We start from the raw sequence: 19334 nt of genomic DNA on the forward strand, positions 1-19334 counted from the left end.
AGGAGGAGTCGGAAACAGTCAACAAGGGCGTGAAGACGGGCGCGGACGGCCAGGATGGAGACATGGCATACCACGTCGACTCCGAGGCCGGGCGGCTGCGCCGTGTGATCCTGCACCGGCCCGACCTGGAGCTCAAGAGGCTCACCCCCAGCAACAAGGACGCCCTGCTCTTCGACGACGTGCTGTGGGTGCGCCGGGCGCGCGCCGAGCACGACGGATTCGCCGACGTCCTGCGGGACCGCGGGGTCGCCGTCCACCTCTTCGGTGACCTGCTCACGGAGACCCTGGAGCTTCCCGAGGCCCGCGCCCTCGTCCTGGACCGCGTCTTCCACGAGAAGGAGTACGGCCCCCTCGCCGCCGACCATCTGCGCGCCGCGTTCGAGGCCCTGCCCGCACGCGAGCTGGCCGAGGCGCTCGTGGGCGGCATGACCAAGCGCGAGTTCCTGCAGGCGCACGCGGAGCCGATCTCCGTCCGCTTCCATGTGATGGACCTCGACGACTTCCTCCTCGGCCCCCTCCCCAATCACCTCTTCACCCGCGACACCTCCGCCTGGATCTACGACGGGGTCGCGATCAACGCCATGCGGCTGCCCGCGCGGCAGCGGGAGACCGTCCACTTCGAGGCGATCTACCGACATCACCCGCTGTTCCGTGCCGAGACGTTCAACGTCTGGTCCCAGGGACAGGCCGACCATCCCTCCACCATCGAGGGCGGCGACGTCCTGGTGATCGGCAACGGCGCCGTCCTGGTCGGGATGAGCGAGCGCACCACCCCGCAGGCCGTGGAGATGCTGGCGTACAAGCTGTTCGCGGCCGGCTCGGCACGCACCATCGTCGCGCTCGACATGCCCAAGCGGCGCGCCTTCATGCACCTCGACACCGTGATGACCATGGTCGACGGCGACACCTTCACCCAGTACGCGGGGCTCGGCATGCTGCGCTCGTACACCATCGAGCCGGGGGTCTCCGAGAAGGAGCTGAAGGTCACCGACCATCCGCCGGAGCACATGCACCGCGCGATCGCCGCCGCCCTCGGCCTCGGTGAGATCCGGGTGCTGACCGCCACCCAGGACGTGCACGCCGCCGAGCGCGAGCAGTGGGACGACGGCTGCAATGTGCTCGCCGTCGAGCCGGGGGTCGTCGTCGCCTACGAGCGCAACTCGACCACCAACACGCATCTGCGCAAGCAGGGCATCGAGGTGATCGAGATCCCGGGCAGCGAGCTGGGCCGGGGCCGGGGCGGCCCGAGATGCATGAGCTGTCCCGTGGAGCGAGACGCTGTATAGATTTGTGAATGGTCGTATAGACTTCCATTGTCATGTGTAGTCGTACGTCTGGAGCGCGCCCCATGGCGACAGTCCCGACCGCCCTCGCCGGCCGCCACTTCCTCAAGGAGCTGGACCTCACCGAGGAGGAGTTCCGCGGCCTGGTCGAGCTGGCAGCCGAGCTGAAGGCCGCCAAGAAGGCGGGGACGGAGACGCAGTACCTGCGCGGCCGGAACATCGCGCTGATCTTCGAGAAGACCTCGACGCGCACCCGCTGCGCGTTCGAGGTGGCCGCCGCCGACCAGGGCGCCCACACGACCTACCTGGACCCGTCCGGCTCGCAGATCGGCCACAAGGAGTCCGTGAAGGACACCGCGCGGGTGCTGGGCCGGATGTACGACGGCATCGAGTACCGCGGGGACAGCCAGGCCAAGGTCGAGGAGCTGGCGGCGCACGCCGGCGTGCCCGTCTACAACGGCCTCACCGACGACTGGCACCCCACCCAGATGCTCGCCGACGTGCTCACCATGACCGAGCACAGCGCCAGGCCGCTGAAGGAGATCGCCTTCGCCTACCTCGGCGACGCCCGCTTCAACATGGGCAACTCCTACCTGATCACCGGCGCCCTGCTCGGCATGGACGTGCGGATCGTCGCCCCGAAGGCGTACTGGCCCGCCGAGGACGTCGTCGCCCACGCCCGCAAGCTCGCCGAGGCGAGCGGCGCCCGGGTCGCCCTCACCGAGGACGTCCGGGAGGGCGTGTCGGGGGCGGACTTCGTCGCCACCGACGTGTGGGTCTCCATGGGTGAGCCGAAGGAGGTCTGGGCCGAGCGGATCGAGGCCCTCGCGCCGTACGCCGTGACCATGGACGTCCTGCGCGCCACCGGCAACCCGGACGTGAAGTTCCTGCACTGCCTGCCGGCCTTCCACGACCTCGGCACCGAGGTCGGCCGCGAGATCCACGAGACCTACGGCCTGACCTCGCTGGAGGTCACCGACGAGGTCTTCGAGTCCGCGCACTCGGTCGTCTTCGACGAGGCCGAGAACCGCCTGCACACCATCAAGGCGGTGCTGGTCGCCACACTCGCCCGCTGACCCTGGCCCACCGCCCCGACCTGCCCTTATCCTGACCGGCGGCCCCGCACCACCCCAGCCCGGGCCGCCGCCGCGACCTCACCCGGTCGCCCGCACCACCCAGAAACGAGCACCACCCGCAATGCCCGCTCCCCGCATCAAGTCCCCGCACCTGCTCGTCGCCGAATCCGGCGCCGACCGCGAGGGCCACGGCCTCAAGCGCACGATGGGCCTCTTCCAGCTCATCTGCTTCGGCGTCGGCGCCATCGTCGGCACCGGCATCTTCGTCGGCCTCTCCGACTCCGTCGCCCAGGCCGGCCCGGCCGTCGTCGTCTCCTTCGTCCTCGCCGCGATCACCTGCGTCTTCACCGCCTTCTCCTTCGCGGAGCTGGGCGGCGCGATCCCGGTCTCCGGCTCCTCGTACTCCTTCGCCTACGCCGGACTCGGCGAGTCCACCGCCTTCCTGGTCGGCTGGTGCCTGCTGCTGGAGTACGGCATCTCCATCTCGGCCGTCGCCGTCGGCTGGAGCCAGTACGTCAACGAGCTGCTGCACAGCCTCACCGGCGTCCAGCTCCCGGCCGCGCTGTCCGCGGGCCCGGGCGACGGCGGGATCATCAACCTCCCCGCCGTGATCGTCATCGCCCTGGCCTCCGTGCTGCTGGTGCGCGGGGTGCGCGAGAGCGCCCGGGCGACGGCCGCCATGGCCGCGGTCAAGCTCGTCATCCTGCTGGCCTTCTGCGCCATCGGCTACAGCGCCTTCAAGCACGGCAACCTCACCCCGTTCTCCCCGGCCGGCCTCGGCGGCATCGGCGCGGGCACGACGGCCGCGTTTTTCTCCTACATCGGCTTCGACGCGATCACGACCGCCGGCGAGGAGGCCAAGACCCCGCGCCGGGACATCCCGGTGGCGATCATGGTCTGCATGGGCATCGTGACTCTGCTGTACTGCGCGGTCGCGCTGGCGGCGATCGGCGCCATCGGCGGCAAGCAGGTCGCCGGCCGCCCCGCCGCGCTGTCGTACGTCGTCAACGAGGTCACCGGCTCGGCCGTCGGCGGCGGAGTGATCGCCTTCGGCGCCGTCGTCGCCATCGCCTCGGTGGTCCTCGCGGTGATGTACGGCCAGACCCGCATCCTGATGTCGATGTCCCGGGACGGACTGATCCCGCGGGTCTTCGAGAAGGTGAACCCGAAGACCTCCACCCCGGTCGCCGGCACGCTGATCGTCGCGGTCGTCTTCGCGCTCCCGGCGGCCTTCGCCTCCCTCGACGCCGTGATGAACCTGTGCACCATCGGCACCCTGGCGATCATGGCCGTGGTGAACATCGTGGTGATCGCCCTGCGCCGCCGCGAGCCGGGCCTCACCCGCAGCTTCCGGGTGCCGCTCTACCCGGTGGGCCCGCTGCTCGGCGTCGGCTTCTGCCTGTACCTGATGTACGAGACCGGCTGGCAGACCTGGATCCAGTTCGCGGTGTTCCTCGCGGTGGGCCTCGCGATCTACGCCGGCTACGGCCGCCGGCACTCCACGCTGGCCCGGGCACTCGCGCCCGAGGTCACGCCGAGCGTCGCCGCTGAGCGGGAACCGCAGGCAGTCTGAACCACACCGCCTTGCCCGACGGGGTGGGGCGGTGACCGCAGGACGAGCTGAGGGCACGGATCAGCAGCAGCCCGCGCCCGCCCTCCTGCCAGACGTCGGGCTCCTCGATCACCGGCCGGGTCAGATGGCCGGGCGGCGCCGGGTCCGGGTCGTGCACCTCGACCTGGCAGCCGGTCGGCAGCAGCTCAACCACCAGCTCCAGCGGGCCGCGCCCGGCGGTGTGCTCCACCGCGTTGGCCACCAGCTCCGCCGTGAGCAGCTCCGCGGTGTCGCTGTCGGCCGGGTGCTCCACCTCGGCGAGGGCCGTGCGCACCAGGGCACGGGCCACGGGCACCGCCGCGGCGGTGTGCGGCAGTGCGATGCGCCAGGAGGCCGGTTCGGTGGGGCGTTCGTGCAAGGCGAGTCCGTTCATGGAGCAGGCTGTCCTGCTTTCGACTGTAGGAATGGTACGGGCCCGGCCACTTCGGACCGTCGGCGGGCTTCGCCCGGGACCCTCGGCCCCGGTACGGGCGGCTTACCCCGGCGAACGCCCCGCCTCGCCCGCCCGGGCCCCTTGTTACGGCGCTGTCGACAACCGGTGACGCACGTGACCGGATCCGGCCGATCGGCCGCCGCCTGTCGCGTACTCGTGACGACAGTCACAAACAGGTGATAACTTCAGGGGACAGCGCAACGTACGGCACCGCCGCCCTAGGAGGCCGCACGTCATGAGTCCCTTCACCGGCTCCGCCGCCCGCACCTCCGACTGGGAGCATCTGCGGGTCCGGCTCGCCGACGGTGTCGCCACCGTCACCCTCGCCCGTCCCGAGAAGCTCAACGCGCTCACCTTCGGCGCCTACGCCGACCTGCGCGACCTGCTGGCCGAGCTGTCCCGGGAGCGCGCCGTACGCGCCCTGGTGCTCGCCGGCGAGGGACGCGGCTTCTGCTCGGGCGGCGATGTCGACGAGATCATCGGCGCCACCCTCGGCATGGACACCGCGCGGCTGCTCGACTTCAACCGGATGACGGGCCAGGTCGTGCGGGCGATCAGGGAGTGCCCGTTCCCGGTGATCGCCGCGGTGCACGGCGTGGCGGCCGGTGCCGGAGCGGTCCTGGCGCTGGCGGCCGACTTCCGCGTCGCGGACCCGAGCGCCCGCTTCGCCTTCCTCTTCACCCGCGTCGGCCTGTCCGGCGGCGACATGGGCGCGGCCTATCTGCTGCCCCGTGTCGTCGGCCTCGGCCACGCCACCCGGCTGCTCATGCTGGGCGAAGCGGTCCGGGCCCCCGAGGCCGAGCGCATCGGCCTGATCAGCGAGCTGACCGAGGAGGGGCGGGCCGACGAGGCGGCTCAAGCGCTGGCCCGCCGCCTGGCCGACGGCCCCGCACTGGCGTACGCCCAGACGAAGGCCCTGCTCACGTCCGAGCTGGACATGCCCTTGGCGGCCTCCGTCGAACTGGACGCCTCGACCCAGGCCCTGCTGATGAACGGCGAGGACTACGCGGAGTTCCACGCGGCCTTCACGGAGAAACGCCCGCCGAAGTGGCGGGGGAGGTGAGCCTTCATGCGCGTGGCGATCATCGGCGGCGGCCCCGGGGGGCTGTACGCCGCGGCGCTCCTCAAGCGGCTCGATCCCACCCGTGAGGTCACCGTCTGGGAGCGCAACGCCCCGGACGTCACCTTCGGCTTCGGAGTGGTCCTCTCCGACGAGACCCTCGGCGGCATCGAACACGCCGACCCCGTCGTCTACGCGGCCCTGCAACGGGACTTCGTCCGCTGGGACGACATCGACATCGTCCACCGGGGTGTCACCCACCGCTCCGGCGGCCACGGATTCGCCGCGCTCGGCAGGCGCCGTCTGCTGGAGATCCTGCACGAGCGCTGCCGCTCCCTCGGCGTGGACCTGAGGTTCTCCACCGAGGCGCCCCACCCGGACACGCTCTCCGCCGCGTACGACCTCGTGATCGCCGCCGACGGAGTCAACAGCACCACCCGCGCCGCCTACGCCGATGTGTTCCGCCCGCAGGTGACGACACACCGCTGCCGCTACATCTGGCTCGCCGCCGACTTCGCGTTCGACGCCTTCCGCTTCGAGATCGCCGAGACCGAACACGGCGTGATGCAGCTGCACGGCTACCCCTATGCGGCCGACGCCTCCACCGTGATCGTGGAGATGCGCGAGGAGGTCTGGAAGGCGGCGGGATTCGACGACCTCACCCCGCACGAGTCCGTCGAGCGCTGCGCCAAGATCTTCTCCGACGCGCTCCGCGGCCGCCCCCTGCGCTCCAACAACTCGGCCTGGACCACCTTCCGTACGGTGGCCGACGACCGCTGGTCGCACGGCAACGTCGTCCTCCTCGGCGACGCCGCGCACACCGCCCACTTCTCCATCGGCTCGGGCACCAAACTCGCCGTGGAGGACGCCCTCGCACTCGCGGCGTGCCTGCGCGAACAGCCCACACTCGAAACGGCACTGGCGGCCTACGAGGAGGAGCGCAAACCCGTCGTCGCCTCCACCCAGCGCGCCGCCCGGGCCAGCCTCGAATGGTTCGAGAACCTCTCCCTCCACCTCGGCCGGCCGCCCCGCCAGTTCGCCTTCGACCTGCTCACCCGCAGCCGCCGCGTCACCCACGACAACCTCCGGCTGCGCGACCCCCACTTCACCGCGGCGGTCGAGCGCGAGTTCGGCTGCCCGCCCGGCACACCCCCGATGTTCACCCCGTTTCGGCTGCGTGGTCTGACCCTGCGCAACCGGGTCGTGGTGTCGCCGATGGACATGTACTCCGCCACCGACGGCGTCCCCGGCGACTTCCACCTCGTCCACCTCGGCGCCCGCGCCCTCGGCGGGGCCGGTCTCGTGATGACCGAGATGGTGTGCGTGAGCGAGGAGGGCCGGATCACGCCGGGCTGCGCCGGGCTCTACACCGGCAGGCAGGCCGAGGCGTGGCGGCGGGTCACCGACTTCGTGCACGCCCAGGCGCCCGGCACCGCGATCGGCGTGCAGCTCGGGCACTGCGGCCGCAAGGGTTCCACGAAGCTGATGTGGGAGGGCATGGACGAGCCGCTGCCGCGCGGCAACTGGCCCCTGGTCGCCGCGTCCCCGCTGCCGTACAAGCCGGGCAGCCAGCTCCCACGGCAGCTCTCCCGGGCCCAACTCACTGATATCCGGGAGCAGTTCACCGCGGCCGCGTGGCGGGCCGCGCGGGCCGGCTTCGACCTGCTCGAACTGCACTGCGCGCACGGCTATCTGCTCTCCGGCTTCCTCTCCCCGCTCACCAACCGGCGTACCGACGCCTACGGCGGCTCGCCGGAGCGACGGCTGCGGTTCCCGCTGGAGGTCTTCGACGCCGTCCGCGCGGTGTGGCCGGCGGAGCGGCCCATGACCGTGCGCATCTCCGCGACGGACTGGGCCGAGGGCGGTACGACCGCCGAGGACGCGGTGGAGATCGCCCGCGCCTTCGCCGCGCACGGCGCCGACGCGATCGACGTCTCCACCGGGCAGGTGGTGGCCGAGGAGCGGCCGGAGTTCGGGCGGTCGTACCAGACGCCGTTCGCCGACCGGATCCGGCAGCAGGCGGGTGTCCCGGTGATCGCCGTCGGCGCGATCTCGTCCTGGGACGACGTCAACTCCCTGCTCCTCGCCGGGCGCGCGGACCTGTGCGCGCTGGGCCGTCCGCACCTGTACGACGCGCACTGGACCCTGCACGCGGCGGCCGAGCAGGGGTACGAAGGCCCCGGCGTCGCCTGGCCCGCTCCCTATCGCGCGGGCAGCCGCCGCCCGCAGACCGGCCGCACGGACGCCCCGAAGCCGCGGTTGACCCTCGGCGGATGATTGTCAGTGCCGTCTGCTGTACTCGACTCGTGGGGGAGTGAGACGAACGGAGACATCATGGGCGTGTCGCACGAGTACTTCCTCGCCGGCGACCGGGGCACGGCGGTGGAGCGGGTCATCGGGCCGGACGGTGAGTGGCTGGGCTTGGACGGGCTCGATGTGGGGAACATGGACCCTCATCTGGCGTTGCCCCGGCTGATCGCCTTCGCGGCGGGCATACCGCCCGCCCGCGGGGAGCGGCCCGAACTGGTCTCGCCCGACCCGGACGAGGTGCCGTACCCCCATGAGACGCTGGTGGTGTCCGGGACCGCCTGGGACGAAGGGACGTTCCTCGAGGAACTGCCCGACGCCTGGCGGGATGCGCTCGCCGACGTGGTCGAGGACGCGGTGCCGATGCTCGCGCTCCAGGCGTGCGACATCGACGAGGCGCACTTCGCCGACTACCTGCACGCCGAGGACAGCATCCGCACCTTCGTCGGCCTGGCCCACCGCGCCCGGACGGAGGGAGCACACCTGTACTGCCTGACCTCCCTGTGAAACCGCCCCGCCTCACACCCCGGCGAACTCCGCCCCCGCGTCCCGCAGCCGCTCGTGCAGCCCCCGGAACACCTCCGCCGAGCGCACGCCCGGCCAGCCGGTGGGCAGCAGAGGGGTGGGCAGGCCGGGGTCGGTGTACGGCAGGTGGCGCCAGGAGTCGAGGGCGAGGAGGTAGTCCCGGTAGGCCTCCTGGGGCGGGGTGCTGCCGCGGCGCTCCCAGGCCCGCAGCACCGGGGCGTGCGCGTCCAGGAACCGCTCGTGCTCCTTGGCGATCGCGGCCAGGTCCCACCAGCGGGCGACCGCCTCGGCCGTCGGGGCGAAGCCCAGGTGCTCGCCGCGGAAGAGGTCGACGTACGGGTCCAGGTGCAGCCGGCGCAGGGTGTGCCGGGTCTCCTCGTAGAGGCGGGCCGGGGCGATCCACACCCCGGGGGCCGCCGTGCCGAAGCCCAGGCCGGCCAGCCGGGAGCGCAGCACATGCCGCTTCTGCCGCTCGGACTCGGGCACGGAGAACACCGCGAGCACCCAGCCCGCGTCCTCCACGGGCGTGGTCGCGTAGATGCGCCGGTCGCCGTCCTCCAGCAACTGACGTGCCTCCGGGGAGAGTTCGTAGCCGGCCGCGCCCTGCTCGGTGCGGGCCGGCAGCAGCAGGCCGCGGCGTTTGAGCCGGGACACCGAGGAACGCACGGAGGGCGCGTCCACGCCGACCGCGGCCAGGAGCCGGATCAGCTCGGCGACGGGCACCGGGCCGGGCATGAAGCGGCCGTACGCGCCGTAGAGCGTGACGATGAGGGACCTGGGGGCGTGCTGCTCGGACACGTTGATCATTTTAGGTCGTCGGCATTACTGCCGGTCACCTTCGCTGCGCAGCCGGAAGCGCTGGAGCTTGCCGGTGGCGGTGCGCGGGAGCGCGTCGAGGAAGACGAACTCGCGCGGGCATTTGTAGGGTGCCAGCTCGGACTTGAGGAAGCCGCGCAGGGCCTCGGGGTCGTGCCGGGCGCCCTCGCGCAGCACGGTGTAGGCGACCACCACCTGTCCGCGGGCCTCGTCCGGGCGGCCGACGACCGCCGTCTCCACCACGTCCGGGTGCCGCAGCAGCGCGTCCTCCACCTCCGGTCCGGCGATGTTGTACCCGGCGGAGATGATCATGTCGTCGGCCCGGGCCACATAGCGGAAGTAGCCGTCCGGCTCGCGGACATAGGTGTCGCCGGTGATGTTCCAGCCGCCGCGTACGTACCCGCGCTGGCGCGGGTCGGCCAGGTAGCGGCAGCCGACCGGGCCGCGCACGGCGAGCAGTCCGGGCTCGCCGTCCGGCACCGGCGTGCCGTGCGCGTCCTGCACCCGCGCCTGCCAGCCCGGCACCGGCACCCCCGTGGTGCCCGGCCTGATCCGCTCGTCGGCCGCGGAGACGAAGATGTGCAGCAGCTCGGTCGCGCCGATGCCGTTGATGACGCGCAGGCCGGTGCGCTCGTGCCAGGCCCGCCAGGTGGCCGCGGGCAGGTTCTCGCCGGCCGACACACAGCGCCGCAGCGAGGAGACGTCGTGCCCGTCGAGCTGCTCCAGCATGGCGCGGTAGGCGGTCGGGGCGGTGAACAGGACCGAGACGCGGTGCTCGGCGATCGCGGGGAGCAGTTGCCGGGGGCCGGCCTGTTCCAGGAGCAGGGAGCTGGCGCCGGCCCGCATCGGGAAGACCACCAGGCCGCCCAGGCCGAAGGTGAAGCCGAGCGGGGGGCTGCCGGTGAAGACGTCGTCCGCGCGTGGGCGCAGCACATGCCGGGAGAAGGTGTCCGCGATCGCCAGCACGTCCCGGTGGAAGTGCATGCAGCCTTTCGGGCGACCCGTCGTCCCCGAGGTGAACGCGATCAGGGCCACGTCGTCGGCGGCGGTGTCGACCGCCGGGTACGGCGCGCCGGGCGCCGGTCGGTTGAGGAGGTCGTCGGGGCCGTCGCCGCCGTACGTCGTGATCCGCAGCCCGGGTATGTCGGCCTTCGCCAGATCCGCCACCGACCGGATGTCGCACAGCGCGTGCCGCACCAGGGCGATCTCGCACATGGTGGCCAGCTCGTGCGGGCGCTGCTGGGCCAGCACGGTGACGGCTATCGCGCCCGCCTTCAGCACGGCCAGCCAGCAGGCGGCCAGCCAGGGCGTGGTGGGGCCGCGCAGCAGCACCCGGTTGCCGGGGACCACGCCGAGGTCGCCGGTGAGCACGTGCGCGATCCGGTCCACCTGCGCGCGCAGCTCGCCGTACGTCCAGCTCGGCCCGTCCGGGGTGTGGAAGACCGGGCGGTCCGCCTCGGCGTGGTCGAGGAGTTCGGCGGCGCAGTTCAGCCGTTCGGGGTAGCGCAGTTCCGGCAGGTCGAACCGCAGCTCGGGCCATTCGTCCGGCGGCGGCAGATGGTCGCGCGCGAAGGTGTCGACATGGGCCGAGCGGTGCATGGCGGTTCGCCCCCTTGCCGTGACAAGCGTCGAAGACGGGCGTCGTGGTGGGCACCGGCGTCCTGATGGGCTCGCGCAACGAGCGTATCGGCTTGGTGACGGCAGTCAAGCTTGCGCGATAACGTGGGTGGGGAGCCGGGGTGGCCGAGAGGGTGGCTCGTCGCCGGAAGGCGCTGGAGCGGGCCGCGGTGGTGCCGTCCCGGACGGTGAACGGGAAGGGTCAGGGTGGCCCGGACCGGAGGGAGGACCGGCAGTGCCCGCATTCTCGCTCGACCCGCGGCAGACGGCCTGGTGCGCCGAGCTGCGCACGACGGCCGCCGAACGGCTGCGCCCGCTCGCCGACAAGGGCGAGCCCGGACACGTCAACCGGCCGCTCCTCGCCGAGCTCGGCCAACTCGGCCTGCTCGCAAGGATGTTCACCTCGGGCGCGCTGGACCTGTGCCTGATGCGCGAGTCCCTCGCTCAGTCCTGCACCGAGGCCGAGACCGCGCTCGCGCTGCAGGGCCTGGGCGCCCATCCGGTGCACGCCCATGGCAGCCCCGCCCAGCGCGAGCGCTGGCTGCCCCAGGTCGCCGACGGCAGCACGGTCGCCGCCTTCGCGCTGAGCGAGCCGGGGGCCGGTTCGGACGCGGCCGCGCTGTCGCTCGCCGCCGAGCCCGACGGCGCCGGCCGCTGGCGGCTCACCGGCGCCAAGCGCTGGATCTCCAACGCCCCCGAGGCCGACTTCTACACCGTCTTCGCCCGCACCACACCCGGCGCCAAAGCCCGCGGCGTGACCGCCTTCCTCGTCCCCGCGGACCGGCCCGGGCTCACCGGCACCCCGCTGGACATGCTCTCGCCGCACCCCATCGGCGCCCTGGACTTCGACGCCGTACCGGTCACCGCCGACGACATGCTCGGCGAGCGCGACCGCGGCTTCACGGTCGCCATGGGCACCCTCAACCTCTTCCGCCCCAGCGTCGGCGCCTTCGCGGTCGGCATGGCCCAGGCCGCGCTCGACGCCACCCTCGGCCACACCCGCCGCCGCGAGGCCTTCGGCGGCCGGCTGATGGACCTGCAGACCGTCTCCCACCAGGTCGCCGAGATGGCCCTGCGCACCGAGGCCGCCCGGCTGATGGTGTACGCGGCGGCGACGGCGTACGACGAGGGCGCCGCCGACGTCCCGAAGCGCGCCGCGATGGCCAAGCTGCTCGCCACCGAGACCGCGCAGTACGTCGTCGACACCGCCGTCCAGTTGCACGGCGCCCAGGCCCTGCGCCGCGGCCACCTCCTCGAACACCTCTACCGCGAGGTGCGCGCCCCGCGCATCTACGAGGGCGCGAGCGAGGTCCAACGGGGCATCATCGCCAAGGAGTTGTACGCAAGGACCGAGGAGGCCCCCCGGTGACGACCGAGCGCGTCAACCCGCCCGAGCTGTCCCCGCCCACGGGGTTCTCGCACGCCGTCGTCGCCTCCGGCTCGCGCGTGGTGTTCCTCGCGGGCCAGACCGCCCTGGACGCCGACGGCAAGGTCACCGGGGACACGCTGCCCGAGCAGTTCGAGCGGGCCCTCGGCAACCTCCTCGCGGCCCTGCGCGCGGCCGGCGGCACCCCCGCGGACCTCGCCCGGGTCACCGTCTACGCCACGGACGTCGCCGCGTACCGCGCGCACGCCGGCCGACTCGGCCGAATCTGGCGGGACTTGGCGGGCCGGGACTACCCGGCGATGGCCGTCGTACAGGTCGTACGGCTGTGGGACGAGCAGGCGATGGTGGAGCTGGACGGGTTCGCGGTGCTGCCGTAGTGGGCCGGGGTCAGGCCGCTGTGGCGAGGCGTTCGGCCGGGACCCGGCACGGCGGGACCACGCTGCCGTCCGGGTGCAGTTCGCCGCTGTCGTCGAACACGATCGAGCCGTCGCACAGCAAGGTCCAGCCCTGCTCGGGATGGGCGGCCACCGGATGCCGCAGGGCGGGGCCGGACGCGGGGCACGAGGACTGGTTGGAGCACATGGCGCACCTCCACATCGGGATGTGAGGGGCCGGCGGGTTCGGCCGCCGCCCGTCATGCATAGACCATGCTCCCGCCGTGAACGCCCCGGAACCGCGCGCCGTGAAGCGTGACAACAACCGGACAACTCCCGGACGGTTCCAAGACGCGCCACCGATGGAGTGATGATCACGCCCTGCGGCACGGCCGACCGGTACCAGTGGAAGCCATCGTCCCCCCGCGGAACCGGGAGATACCCCATGCCCACTCGCCCCGCCCTCGCCGCGGCCCTCGGCGCCGTCGCCCTGCTGTGTGTCGCCGGCGGCCCGGCAGGCGCCGACTCCGCAGAGACCGTCACCGTCGACACCACCGGCCGTATCGCGTCCGACGGCACGATCACGCTCTCCGGCAGCTACCGCTGCACCGCCGGCACGGGACCGGTGTTCGTCAGCTCCTCGCTCAGCCAGAGCGACGCCCGGGTCAAGCACGGCATCGGCGGCGGCGTCGCGCGGTGCGACGGCGCCGAGCACCGGTGGCAGAACACCGGCAGGGCCGACTCCGAGACCCTCAGCACCGGTACCGCCCATGTGCAGGCCACCCTCACGGAGTTGCGCCCCTCGGGCATCGCCCCGCTGCCCGCCTTCCACGCGGTCACGGACCAGGACATCACCCTCGGCCGGGGGTGAGCGAGGGGCACCGGGCGGCCCGGACGCGGGATGCGCCGGGCCGTTCGGTGCTGTCGCGGGGTGCGCCGGTCAGGAGCGCTGCCAGCTGTGCGGCGCGTGGAAGGCGTGCGGGCGCCAGGAGGTGGTGCCGGGGGAGGAAGGCTCCGCATCGGCACCGGCGAGGGCGCCCCGGCTGAGGAGCAGCACCGCGAGGGCGGCCAGTTCCTCGTCGGTGGCCTGGCCCTTCTCGACCCGGATCGGGGGAGTGGGGGACGCGGGGGACACGGGCATGGGGACCTCCGTCACATGGCGGGACTCACCGGGGACACTCACTGCGGGGGATTGCCGTGCTTGCGGGCCGGGCGCTCGGCGTGCTTGGTGCGCAGCATCGCGAGCGCACCGATGAGGACGGCGCGGGTGTCGGCCGGATCGATCACATCGTCGACCAGGCCGCGTTCGGCCGCGTAGTACGGGTGCATCAGCTCGGCCTTGTACTCCTTGACCAGCTCCGCCCGCCTGGCCTCGGGATCGTCGGCCTCGGCGATCTGCCGCCGGAAGATGACGTTCGCGGCGCCCTCCGCGCCCATCACCGCGATCTCGTTGGTCGGCCAGGCGTAGGTGAGGTCGGCGCCGATCGACTGGGAGTCCATGACGATGTACGCGCCGCCGTAGGCCTTGCGCAGGATCAGCGAGATACGGGGCACGGTGGCATCGCAGTAGGCGTACAGCAGCTTGGCGCCGTGCCGGATGATGCCGCCGTGCTCCTGGCCGACGCCGGGCAGGAATCCGGGCACGTCGAGCAGCGTGACGATCGGGATGCTGAACGCGTCGCACAGCTGCACGAACCGGGCCGCCTTCTCGGACGCCTCGATGTCCAGCACACCGGCCAGGGTCTGCGGCTGGTTGGCGACGATCCCGACGACCTGGCCGTCGAGGCGGGCCAGCGCGCAGATGATGTTGCGGGCCCAGCGCTGGTGCACCTCCAGGTACTCGCCGTCGTCGACGATCTCCTCGATCACCCGGGCCATGTCGTAGGGCCGGTTGCCGTCGACCGGCACCAGCTCCGTCAGCGACTCGCAGCGCCGGTCGGCCGGGTCGTCGCAGGGCACCGCGGGCGGGTTCTCGCGGTTGTTGCGAGGCAGGAGGGAGAGCAGATACCGGACCTCCTCCAGACAGGTCTCCTCGTCGTCGTAGGCGAAGTGGCACACCCCGCTGGTCTCGGCGTGGACGTCGGCGCCGCCCAGGCCGTTTTGCGTGATCTCCTCGCCGGTCACCGCCTTGACCACGTCGGGGCCCGTGATGAACATCTGCGAGGTCTCGCGGACCATGAACACGAAGTCGGTCAGGGCCGGGCTGTAGGCGGCGCCGCCCGCGCACGGGCCCAGCATCACGCTGATCTGCGGGATCACCCCGGAGGCGGCGGTGGCGCGGCGGAAGATGCCACCGTACCCGGCGAGCGCGGTCACACCCTCCTGGATGCGGGCGCCCGCCCCGTCGTTCAGGGACACCAGGGGGGCACCGGCCGCGATGGCCATGTCCATGATCTTGTGGATCTTGGCGGCGTGGGCCTCGCCCAGCGCGCCGCCGAAGATCCGGAAGTCATGGGCGTAGACGAAGACGGTACGGCCCTCGACCGTGCCCCAGCCGGTGACCACACCGTCGGTGTACGGCTTCTTCGCCTCCAGGCCGAACCCGGTCGCCCGGTGCCGGCGCAGCGGCTCGACCTCGTGGAACGAGCCCTCGTCGAGGAGCAGACCGATCCGTTCCCGCACGGTCAGCTTCCCCTTGGCCTTCTGTGCGGCCGTCGCCTTCTCACCGGGGCCGGCGAGCACGCGTGCGCGCAGTGCGGCCAGTTCCGCGACCTGGGACTTCATGTCTCCCTGCCTCTGTGTGAGGTGGACATCGGATGCCGCGCCCGCGCCGGCTGCCGGCCCCGGCGTGCGTGGGCACGAGCGTGGCAGGGCGCGCTGACCGGCGACTGACGGGCGCTCACGGCCGTCGATCCGCACGGCCGTCAGACGGGTTGGAGCGGCGTGTGGATGCGCGGGTCACCGGTGAGGACCGGATCGTGGGAGAGGATCGCGGTCTCGACCTTGCGCAGCGCGGGGGAGGGCTGGATGCCGAGTTCGTCGTCGAGGTGGCGGCGCATACGGCGGAAGACGTCGAGGGCGTCGGCCTGCCGGCCCGCGCCGTACAGGGCGATCATCAGCTGCTCGCAGAACCGCTCCCGCAACGGGTGGTTGGCGTGCGCCTCGGCCAGCTCGGCGAGCACGGCCGCGTGCCGGCCGAGCCGCAGCTCCGCGTCGAAGCGCAGCTCCATGGCCCGCATCCGGTACTCCTCGTAGCGGGCGCCGGCCAGTTGGCAGAGGGTGCCGCCGGGAAAGCCGCCGAACACGGGCCCGCGCCACAGCGCCAGAGCCTCGCCGAGCGACCGGGCGGTGCGCGCCGCGTCCCGGTCCGAGGCCGTCTCCGCCTGCCGTACGGCCCGCACGAACTCGGCCGCGTCCAGCTCGCCCTCGCCGACACTGAGCCGGTATCCGGCGGGATGGATGGTCACCCGCGAGGCCGGCCGGTCCGGTTCCAGCGCCCGCAGCCTGCGCCGGAGCCTGCTGATGTGCGCCTGCAGGGCGTTGGCCTGGCGGTCGGGTACGGCGTCGCCCCACATCTCCTCGGCCAGGCCCTCCCCGGAGACCGGACGCCCCTCGCTGACCAGCAGCGTCTGCACCAGGGTGCGCTGCAGGTCCCCGGAGACGTCCGCCGGACCCGCGGCGGTGCATATCTCGAGTGCCCCGAGAACGGAGAACCTCAGCATGTCTCTCCCCCTTGACGACAATTCCTCGGCGATGGTGTTTCTGGGGTGGTGCTGCGGTGAAAGACAGAGTGACCGAACAGGCCGCGCCCCGGCGGGCCTCGACTCCTTCATCGGCCCGCCGGGGCGGCTGCTCCGCCGGGACGGGGGGTGGCCGGCGGTCTCTGGGGGTTCCGGTGCGCCATCGTCTTCGGCGGCGCACCGGCCGGGCGGAATCCGATTCCGCTCGCCGAATCGGCGAATTCCCCTTCACCCGGATGGGGAAGTCCGTTCGGCGATGATTCCGGCTGTCGGCGGAGAGGGCAGGATTTGAACCTGCGTGGGCCTGCTGGGCCCGACCAGAGCTGTGCTCACGGTCCCCGATCAGCCACTCCGGGCACCTCTCCTCGTTCCCGGCCCGGATGCCCCGCGCCGTTCACATGGACCACATTGGCAGTACCGGCTGACGGAATGCTGACACGCTTCTGACGCAGGCAATGAATTTCCAACGACCCTTTTCCGGGACAACCTTCCGGTGCTGTACTCGCTTCGACACTCCCGTGCCGTGAAAACGCTCCCGAAAGGGGTAAGGGAATGACCGCCACCACCACCGAAACCGCCACCGGCAACCGGATTCTCGACGCGATAGGCAGGCACACCGCGAGCGAGAATCCTAGTTCCTTCCTGGCGCTCAACAGCGGAAACAGCATCTTCACCGTCCCGGGCGCGGACGGCGTCGTCGTGTACCGCCGCACCGGCCGCTGGGCCGTGCAGTTCGGCGGCCCGTTCGCCGCCGAGCAGGACTACGACACCCTCCTCGACGCCTTCCGGCAGTACGTGCGCGACGAGGGGCTGAACCTCGTCGGCGTCCAGCTCCAGCGCACGGACGCCGAGCGCTACGCCCGGCGCGGCTGCATCGTCAACCAGGTCGGCGCCTCCTGGGCGGTTGCCCTCGCCGAGTTCACCCTGCGCGGCACGAAGTTCATGCAGCTGCGCAACAAGATCTCCCGCGCCCACCGCAACGGCCTGACGATCCAGGAGGCCGACGCGGCCGCCGTGCAGGACGCCATCGCCACCATCGACAAGGCCTGGCTCGGCTCCAAGGGCGGCGCCCAGCAACTGGAGTTCCTCGTCGGCCAGATCGGCGGCGAGGCCCAGGCGCACCGCCGGCTGTTCACCGGCACCATCGAGGGCGCCCCGGTGGCCTACATCTCGTACTCGCCGGTGTACGGCAGCCGCGCCGGCTGGATGCACGACCTCAGCCGCCGCATCCCCGAGGGCTCCCCGGGCCTGATGGAGGCCATCAACGCGCACGCCATCGAGGTGTTCCGGGCCGAGGGCGTCGAGTGGCTGCACTTCGGGTTCACCCCGTTCACCGGTCTCGACGCGAGCCACGAACTCGACGGCCACAGCCCCGCGTTCCAGTGGCTGATGCACGCCCTGTGGGCCGAGGGCGCGGCGCTGTACCCGGCGCAGACCCAGCTGTCGTACAAGCAGAAGTGGGCGCCGGACGTGATCATCCCCGAGTACGTCGCCTTCGACGGTCCGCAGGCCTCGCTGCCCGGCTTCGCGCACATCTTCCGTGCGTGCAACGCCTTCTGACCGGCCGTCATCGCCTCACGTCACCTCATCTGGCCTCACCGAACAGGAGACTTCGTCATGAGCCCGTCCACCGAGGAACTCCAGCACGCCATGGTCGAGCAGCTGATGGCCGTCATCGGCGCGCCCGACGACGAGCAGGTCGCCGAGGCCGCCGACGCCGCCGTGCGCGCGCTGGACGAGCGGCTGTGCGCCGAGGCGGCCGCCTGACCACGCCGCCGGCGGCCGCCGGCCGGAGCGCCGGCGGCCCGATCAGACCGGTATCAGTGCCACATCAGTACGGCACGGAACGCTGGCCACACGTTCGCCCGGCGGCCCGGGCCCGGGAGCACCGCACTGTGTTCCCGTCGCCCGGACCCGCCGGGCGGGCCCCGACAGGACCTGTCCCGCGACGGTGACCGCACGCGGGAGCCGAAGTCGAACTCGCGGCGCCCGCGGCTCCGCGCGGGCAGCGGCGCCGCCGCTCGCACCGGGCACTTCTCCCAAGGAGAGCAACGCATGCAGCGTCCGCACACCCAGACGGCCGGGGTCCCGGCCTCCGAGGCCGCCCCGCGCCCCGGCGCCTCGGCGACCTTCGCCGAACTGCTCAAACGGGTCAAGGCCGAGGGCCTGCTCGACCTCGACCCCCGCTACTACGTGGGCAAGCTCGCCCTCAACACCACCCTGCTGCTGATCGGCTTCGCCGCCTTCTTCGAGCTGGGCGACACCTGGTGGCAGCTCGTCACGGCCCTGTGGATGGGCCTGTGCGGCGGCCAGTCGGCGTTCATGTGGCACGACGCCGGCCACAAGGCCATGTTCCGCAGCAAGAAGGCCGCGTCCGCGGTCGGCTATGTGCACGCCAACCTGGTCAACGGGGTCAGCTACGGCTGGTGGGTCAACCACCACAACCGGCACCACAGCAACCCCAACCACCTGGACATGGACCCGGACATCGCCCGGCGCACCGCCATCTTCGACATCAAGCAGTACCCCACCCGCAAGGGCACCCAGAAGTTCGTCGTGCGCTACCAGAGCGTGCTGTTCTTCGTGCTGCTCGTGCTGGAGGGCTTCAAGATGCTGAAGACGGCCGTCCTGTCGATCGCCCAGGGCAGGACCAAGCGGCCCGTGCTGGAGACGTTCCTGATCCTGCTGCGCGCCGCCGTCTATCTCACCTGCGTCTTCACCGTGCTGTCCCCGGCGCTCGCGGTCGCGTTCATCGTCGTCCAGCACGCCTCCCTGGGCGTCTACTTCGGCATGATCTTCGCCCCGAACCACAAGGGCATGCAGATCCGCGACGGCGAGGAGGAGACCCTGGACTGGCTGGAGCGCCAGGTCCTCACCTCCCGCAACATCCGGCCGGGCAGGCTGGTCGACTTCCTCTACGGCGGCCTCAACTACCAGGTGGAACACCATCTGTTCCCGGCCATGCCGCAGAAGAACCTGCCGCGCGCCCGCGAGCTGACCATGGAGTACTGCGCCGAACGCGGTGTGCCGTACCACGAGGTCGGGTTCTGGGCCTCCTACCGCGAGGTCGCCTCCTACCTCCACGAGGTCAGCGCGCCGGTCCGCCGCGGCGATGTGGAGGAGCAGATCCGGCGCCGGGCCATGGAATCGGTCTGACCCCCCAC

19 protein-coding genes and 1 tRNA gene are annotated in these 19334 nt (G+C 72.0%); 12 read left to right on the forward strand and 8 right to left on the reverse strand.

The genetic code is table 11. The features are described from left to right. The first annotated feature begins 62 nt into the window (after window positions 1–62). The 3 genes from ACWCQS_RS28795 to ACWCQS_RS28805 all read left to right on the forward strand — a co-directional run bounded on the left by ACWCQS_RS28795 (window position 63) and on the right by ACWCQS_RS28805 (window position 3932). The gene (locus ACWCQS_RS28795) at window positions 63–1286 is read left to right on the forward strand and encodes an arginine deiminase (RefSeq protein ID WP_451007149.1); all 1224 of its coding nucleotides are present in this window, start codon (window positions 63–65) and stop codon (window positions 1284–1286) included. 62 nt (window positions 1287–1348) lie between these two features. Next, window positions 1349–2359 carry an ornithine carbamoyltransferase gene (gene argF, locus ACWCQS_RS28800; protein ID WP_451007150.1) on the forward strand — a complete coding sequence of 337 codons (1011 nt, stop codon included), beginning with the start codon at window positions 1349–1351 and terminating at the stop codon, window positions 2357–2359. Between the two features lie 121 nt (window positions 2360–2480). Beyond that, window positions 2481–3932, forward strand: coding sequence for an amino acid permease (locus ACWCQS_RS28805; protein ID WP_451007151.1), 1452 nt, complete (start codon window positions 2481–2483; stop codon window positions 3930–3932). Here ACWCQS_RS28805 and ACWCQS_RS28810 read toward each other — a convergent pair. Further along, window positions 3889–4344 carry an ATP-binding protein gene (locus ACWCQS_RS28810; protein WP_451007152.1) on the reverse strand — a complete coding sequence of 152 codons (456 nt, stop codon included), beginning with the start codon at window positions 4342–4344 and terminating at the stop codon, window positions 3889–3891. The genes ACWCQS_RS28805 and ACWCQS_RS28810 overlap by 44 nt on opposite strands. Before the next feature lie 295 nt (window positions 4345–4639). On the opposite strand from ACWCQS_RS28810, the gene ACWCQS_RS28815 reads away from it, so the two are divergent. The 3 genes from ACWCQS_RS28815 to ACWCQS_RS28825 are packed head-to-tail and all read left to right on the forward strand — an operon-like array spanning window position 4640 to window position 8278. Further along, window positions 4640–5467, forward strand: a complete 828-nt coding sequence (locus ACWCQS_RS28815; protein WP_451007153.1) for an enoyl-CoA hydratase family protein — start codon at window positions 4640–4642, stop codon at window positions 5465–5467. Window positions 5468–5473: 6 nt separating this feature from the next. Then, window positions 5474–7741: a bifunctional salicylyl-CoA 5-hydroxylase/oxidoreductase gene (locus ACWCQS_RS28820; protein ID WP_451007154.1), complete on the forward strand. Its 2268-nt coding sequence runs from the start codon at window positions 5474–5476 to the stop codon at window positions 7739–7741. Between the two features lie 57 nt (window positions 7742–7798). Next, window positions 7799–8278 (forward strand): hypothetical protein, encoded by a 480-nt coding sequence (locus ACWCQS_RS28825; RefSeq protein ID WP_451007155.1) that lies wholly within the window; start codon window positions 7799–7801, stop codon window positions 8276–8278. A 12-nt stretch (window positions 8279–8290) separates the two neighbouring features. On the opposite strand, the gene ACWCQS_RS28830 is transcribed toward ACWCQS_RS28825, so the two are convergent. Then, entirely contained in the window at window positions 8291–9103 is an 813-nt protein-coding gene (locus tag ACWCQS_RS28830) for a PaaX family transcriptional regulator (protein ID WP_451007156.1), read from the reverse strand. A gap of 15 nt (window positions 9104–9118) precedes the next feature. After that, on the reverse strand, window positions 9119–10711 hold the full coding sequence (locus tag ACWCQS_RS28835; protein ID WP_451007157.1) for an AMP-binding protein: 1593 nt from the start codon (window positions 10709–10711) through the stop codon (window positions 9119–9121). Window positions 10712–10964: 253 nt separating this feature from the next. On the opposite strand from ACWCQS_RS28835, the gene ACWCQS_RS28840 reads away from it, so the two are divergent. Further along, the gene (locus ACWCQS_RS28840) at window positions 10965–12098 is read left to right on the forward strand and encodes an acyl-CoA dehydrogenase family protein (RefSeq protein ID WP_451007158.1); all 1134 of its coding nucleotides are present in this window, start codon (window positions 10965–10967) and stop codon (window positions 12096–12098) included. After that, window positions 12095–12493, forward strand: coding sequence for a RidA family protein (locus ACWCQS_RS28845; protein WP_451007159.1), 399 nt, complete (start codon window positions 12095–12097; stop codon window positions 12491–12493). The genes ACWCQS_RS28840 and ACWCQS_RS28845 overlap by 4 nt, the downstream gene beginning before the upstream one ends. A gap of 10 nt (window positions 12494–12503) precedes the next feature. Here ACWCQS_RS28845 and ACWCQS_RS28850 read toward each other — a convergent pair whose 3' ends face one another. After that, entirely contained in the window at window positions 12504–12698 is a 195-nt protein-coding gene (locus ACWCQS_RS28850) for a DUF5999 family protein (protein ID WP_351806179.1), read from the reverse strand. 237 nt (window positions 12699–12935) lie between these two features. On the opposite strand from ACWCQS_RS28850, the gene ACWCQS_RS28855 reads away from it, so the two are divergent. After that, window positions 12936–13361 carry a DUF6299 family protein gene (locus ACWCQS_RS28855; RefSeq protein WP_451007160.1) on the forward strand — a complete coding sequence of 142 codons (426 nt, stop codon included), beginning with the start codon at window positions 12936–12938 and terminating at the stop codon, window positions 13359–13361. A gap of 69 nt (window positions 13362–13430) precedes the next feature. Here ACWCQS_RS28855 and ACWCQS_RS28860 read toward each other — a convergent pair whose 3' ends face one another. The 4 genes from ACWCQS_RS28860 to ACWCQS_RS28875 form a co-directional block, all read right to left on the reverse strand. Beyond that, on the reverse strand, window positions 13431–13631 hold the full coding sequence (locus ACWCQS_RS28860; protein ID WP_388624699.1) for an acyl-CoA carboxylase epsilon subunit: 201 nt from the start codon (window positions 13629–13631) through the stop codon (window positions 13431–13433). 38 nt (window positions 13632–13669) lie between these two features. Then, on the reverse strand, window positions 13670–15214 hold the full coding sequence (locus ACWCQS_RS28865) for an acyl-CoA carboxylase subunit beta (protein WP_451007161.1): 1545 nt from the start codon (window positions 15212–15214) through the stop codon (window positions 13670–13672). Between the two features lie 140 nt (window positions 15215–15354). Next, window positions 15355–16152, reverse strand: coding sequence for an AfsR/SARP family transcriptional regulator (locus tag ACWCQS_RS28870; protein WP_451007162.1), 798 nt, complete (start codon window positions 16150–16152; stop codon window positions 15355–15357). Window positions 16153–16443: 291 nt separating this feature from the next. Next, window positions 16444–16535: transfer RNA gene (locus ACWCQS_RS28875), tRNA-Cys, on the reverse strand. A gap of 187 nt (window positions 16536–16722) precedes the next feature. On the opposite strand from ACWCQS_RS28875, the gene ACWCQS_RS28880 reads away from it, so the two are divergent. From ACWCQS_RS28880 to ACWCQS_RS28890, 3 genes are all read left to right on the forward strand, one after another. Beyond that, on the forward strand, window positions 16723–17730 hold the full coding sequence (locus ACWCQS_RS28880; protein ID WP_451007163.1) for a DUF2156 domain-containing protein: 1008 nt from the start codon (window positions 16723–16725) through the stop codon (window positions 17728–17730). Window positions 17731–17787: 57 nt separating this feature from the next. Further along, entirely contained in the window at window positions 17788–17937 is a 150-nt protein-coding gene (locus ACWCQS_RS28885; protein WP_388624689.1) for a hypothetical protein, read from the forward strand. Between the two features lie 288 nt (window positions 17938–18225). After that, window positions 18226–19326 (forward strand): fatty acid desaturase family protein, encoded by a 1101-nt coding sequence (locus ACWCQS_RS28890; RefSeq protein WP_451007164.1) that lies wholly within the window; start codon window positions 18226–18228, stop codon window positions 19324–19326. The last annotated feature ends 8 nt before the right edge of the window (window positions 19327–19334 follow it).

Source organism: Streptomyces sp. NPDC002076 (assembly GCF_053593835.1).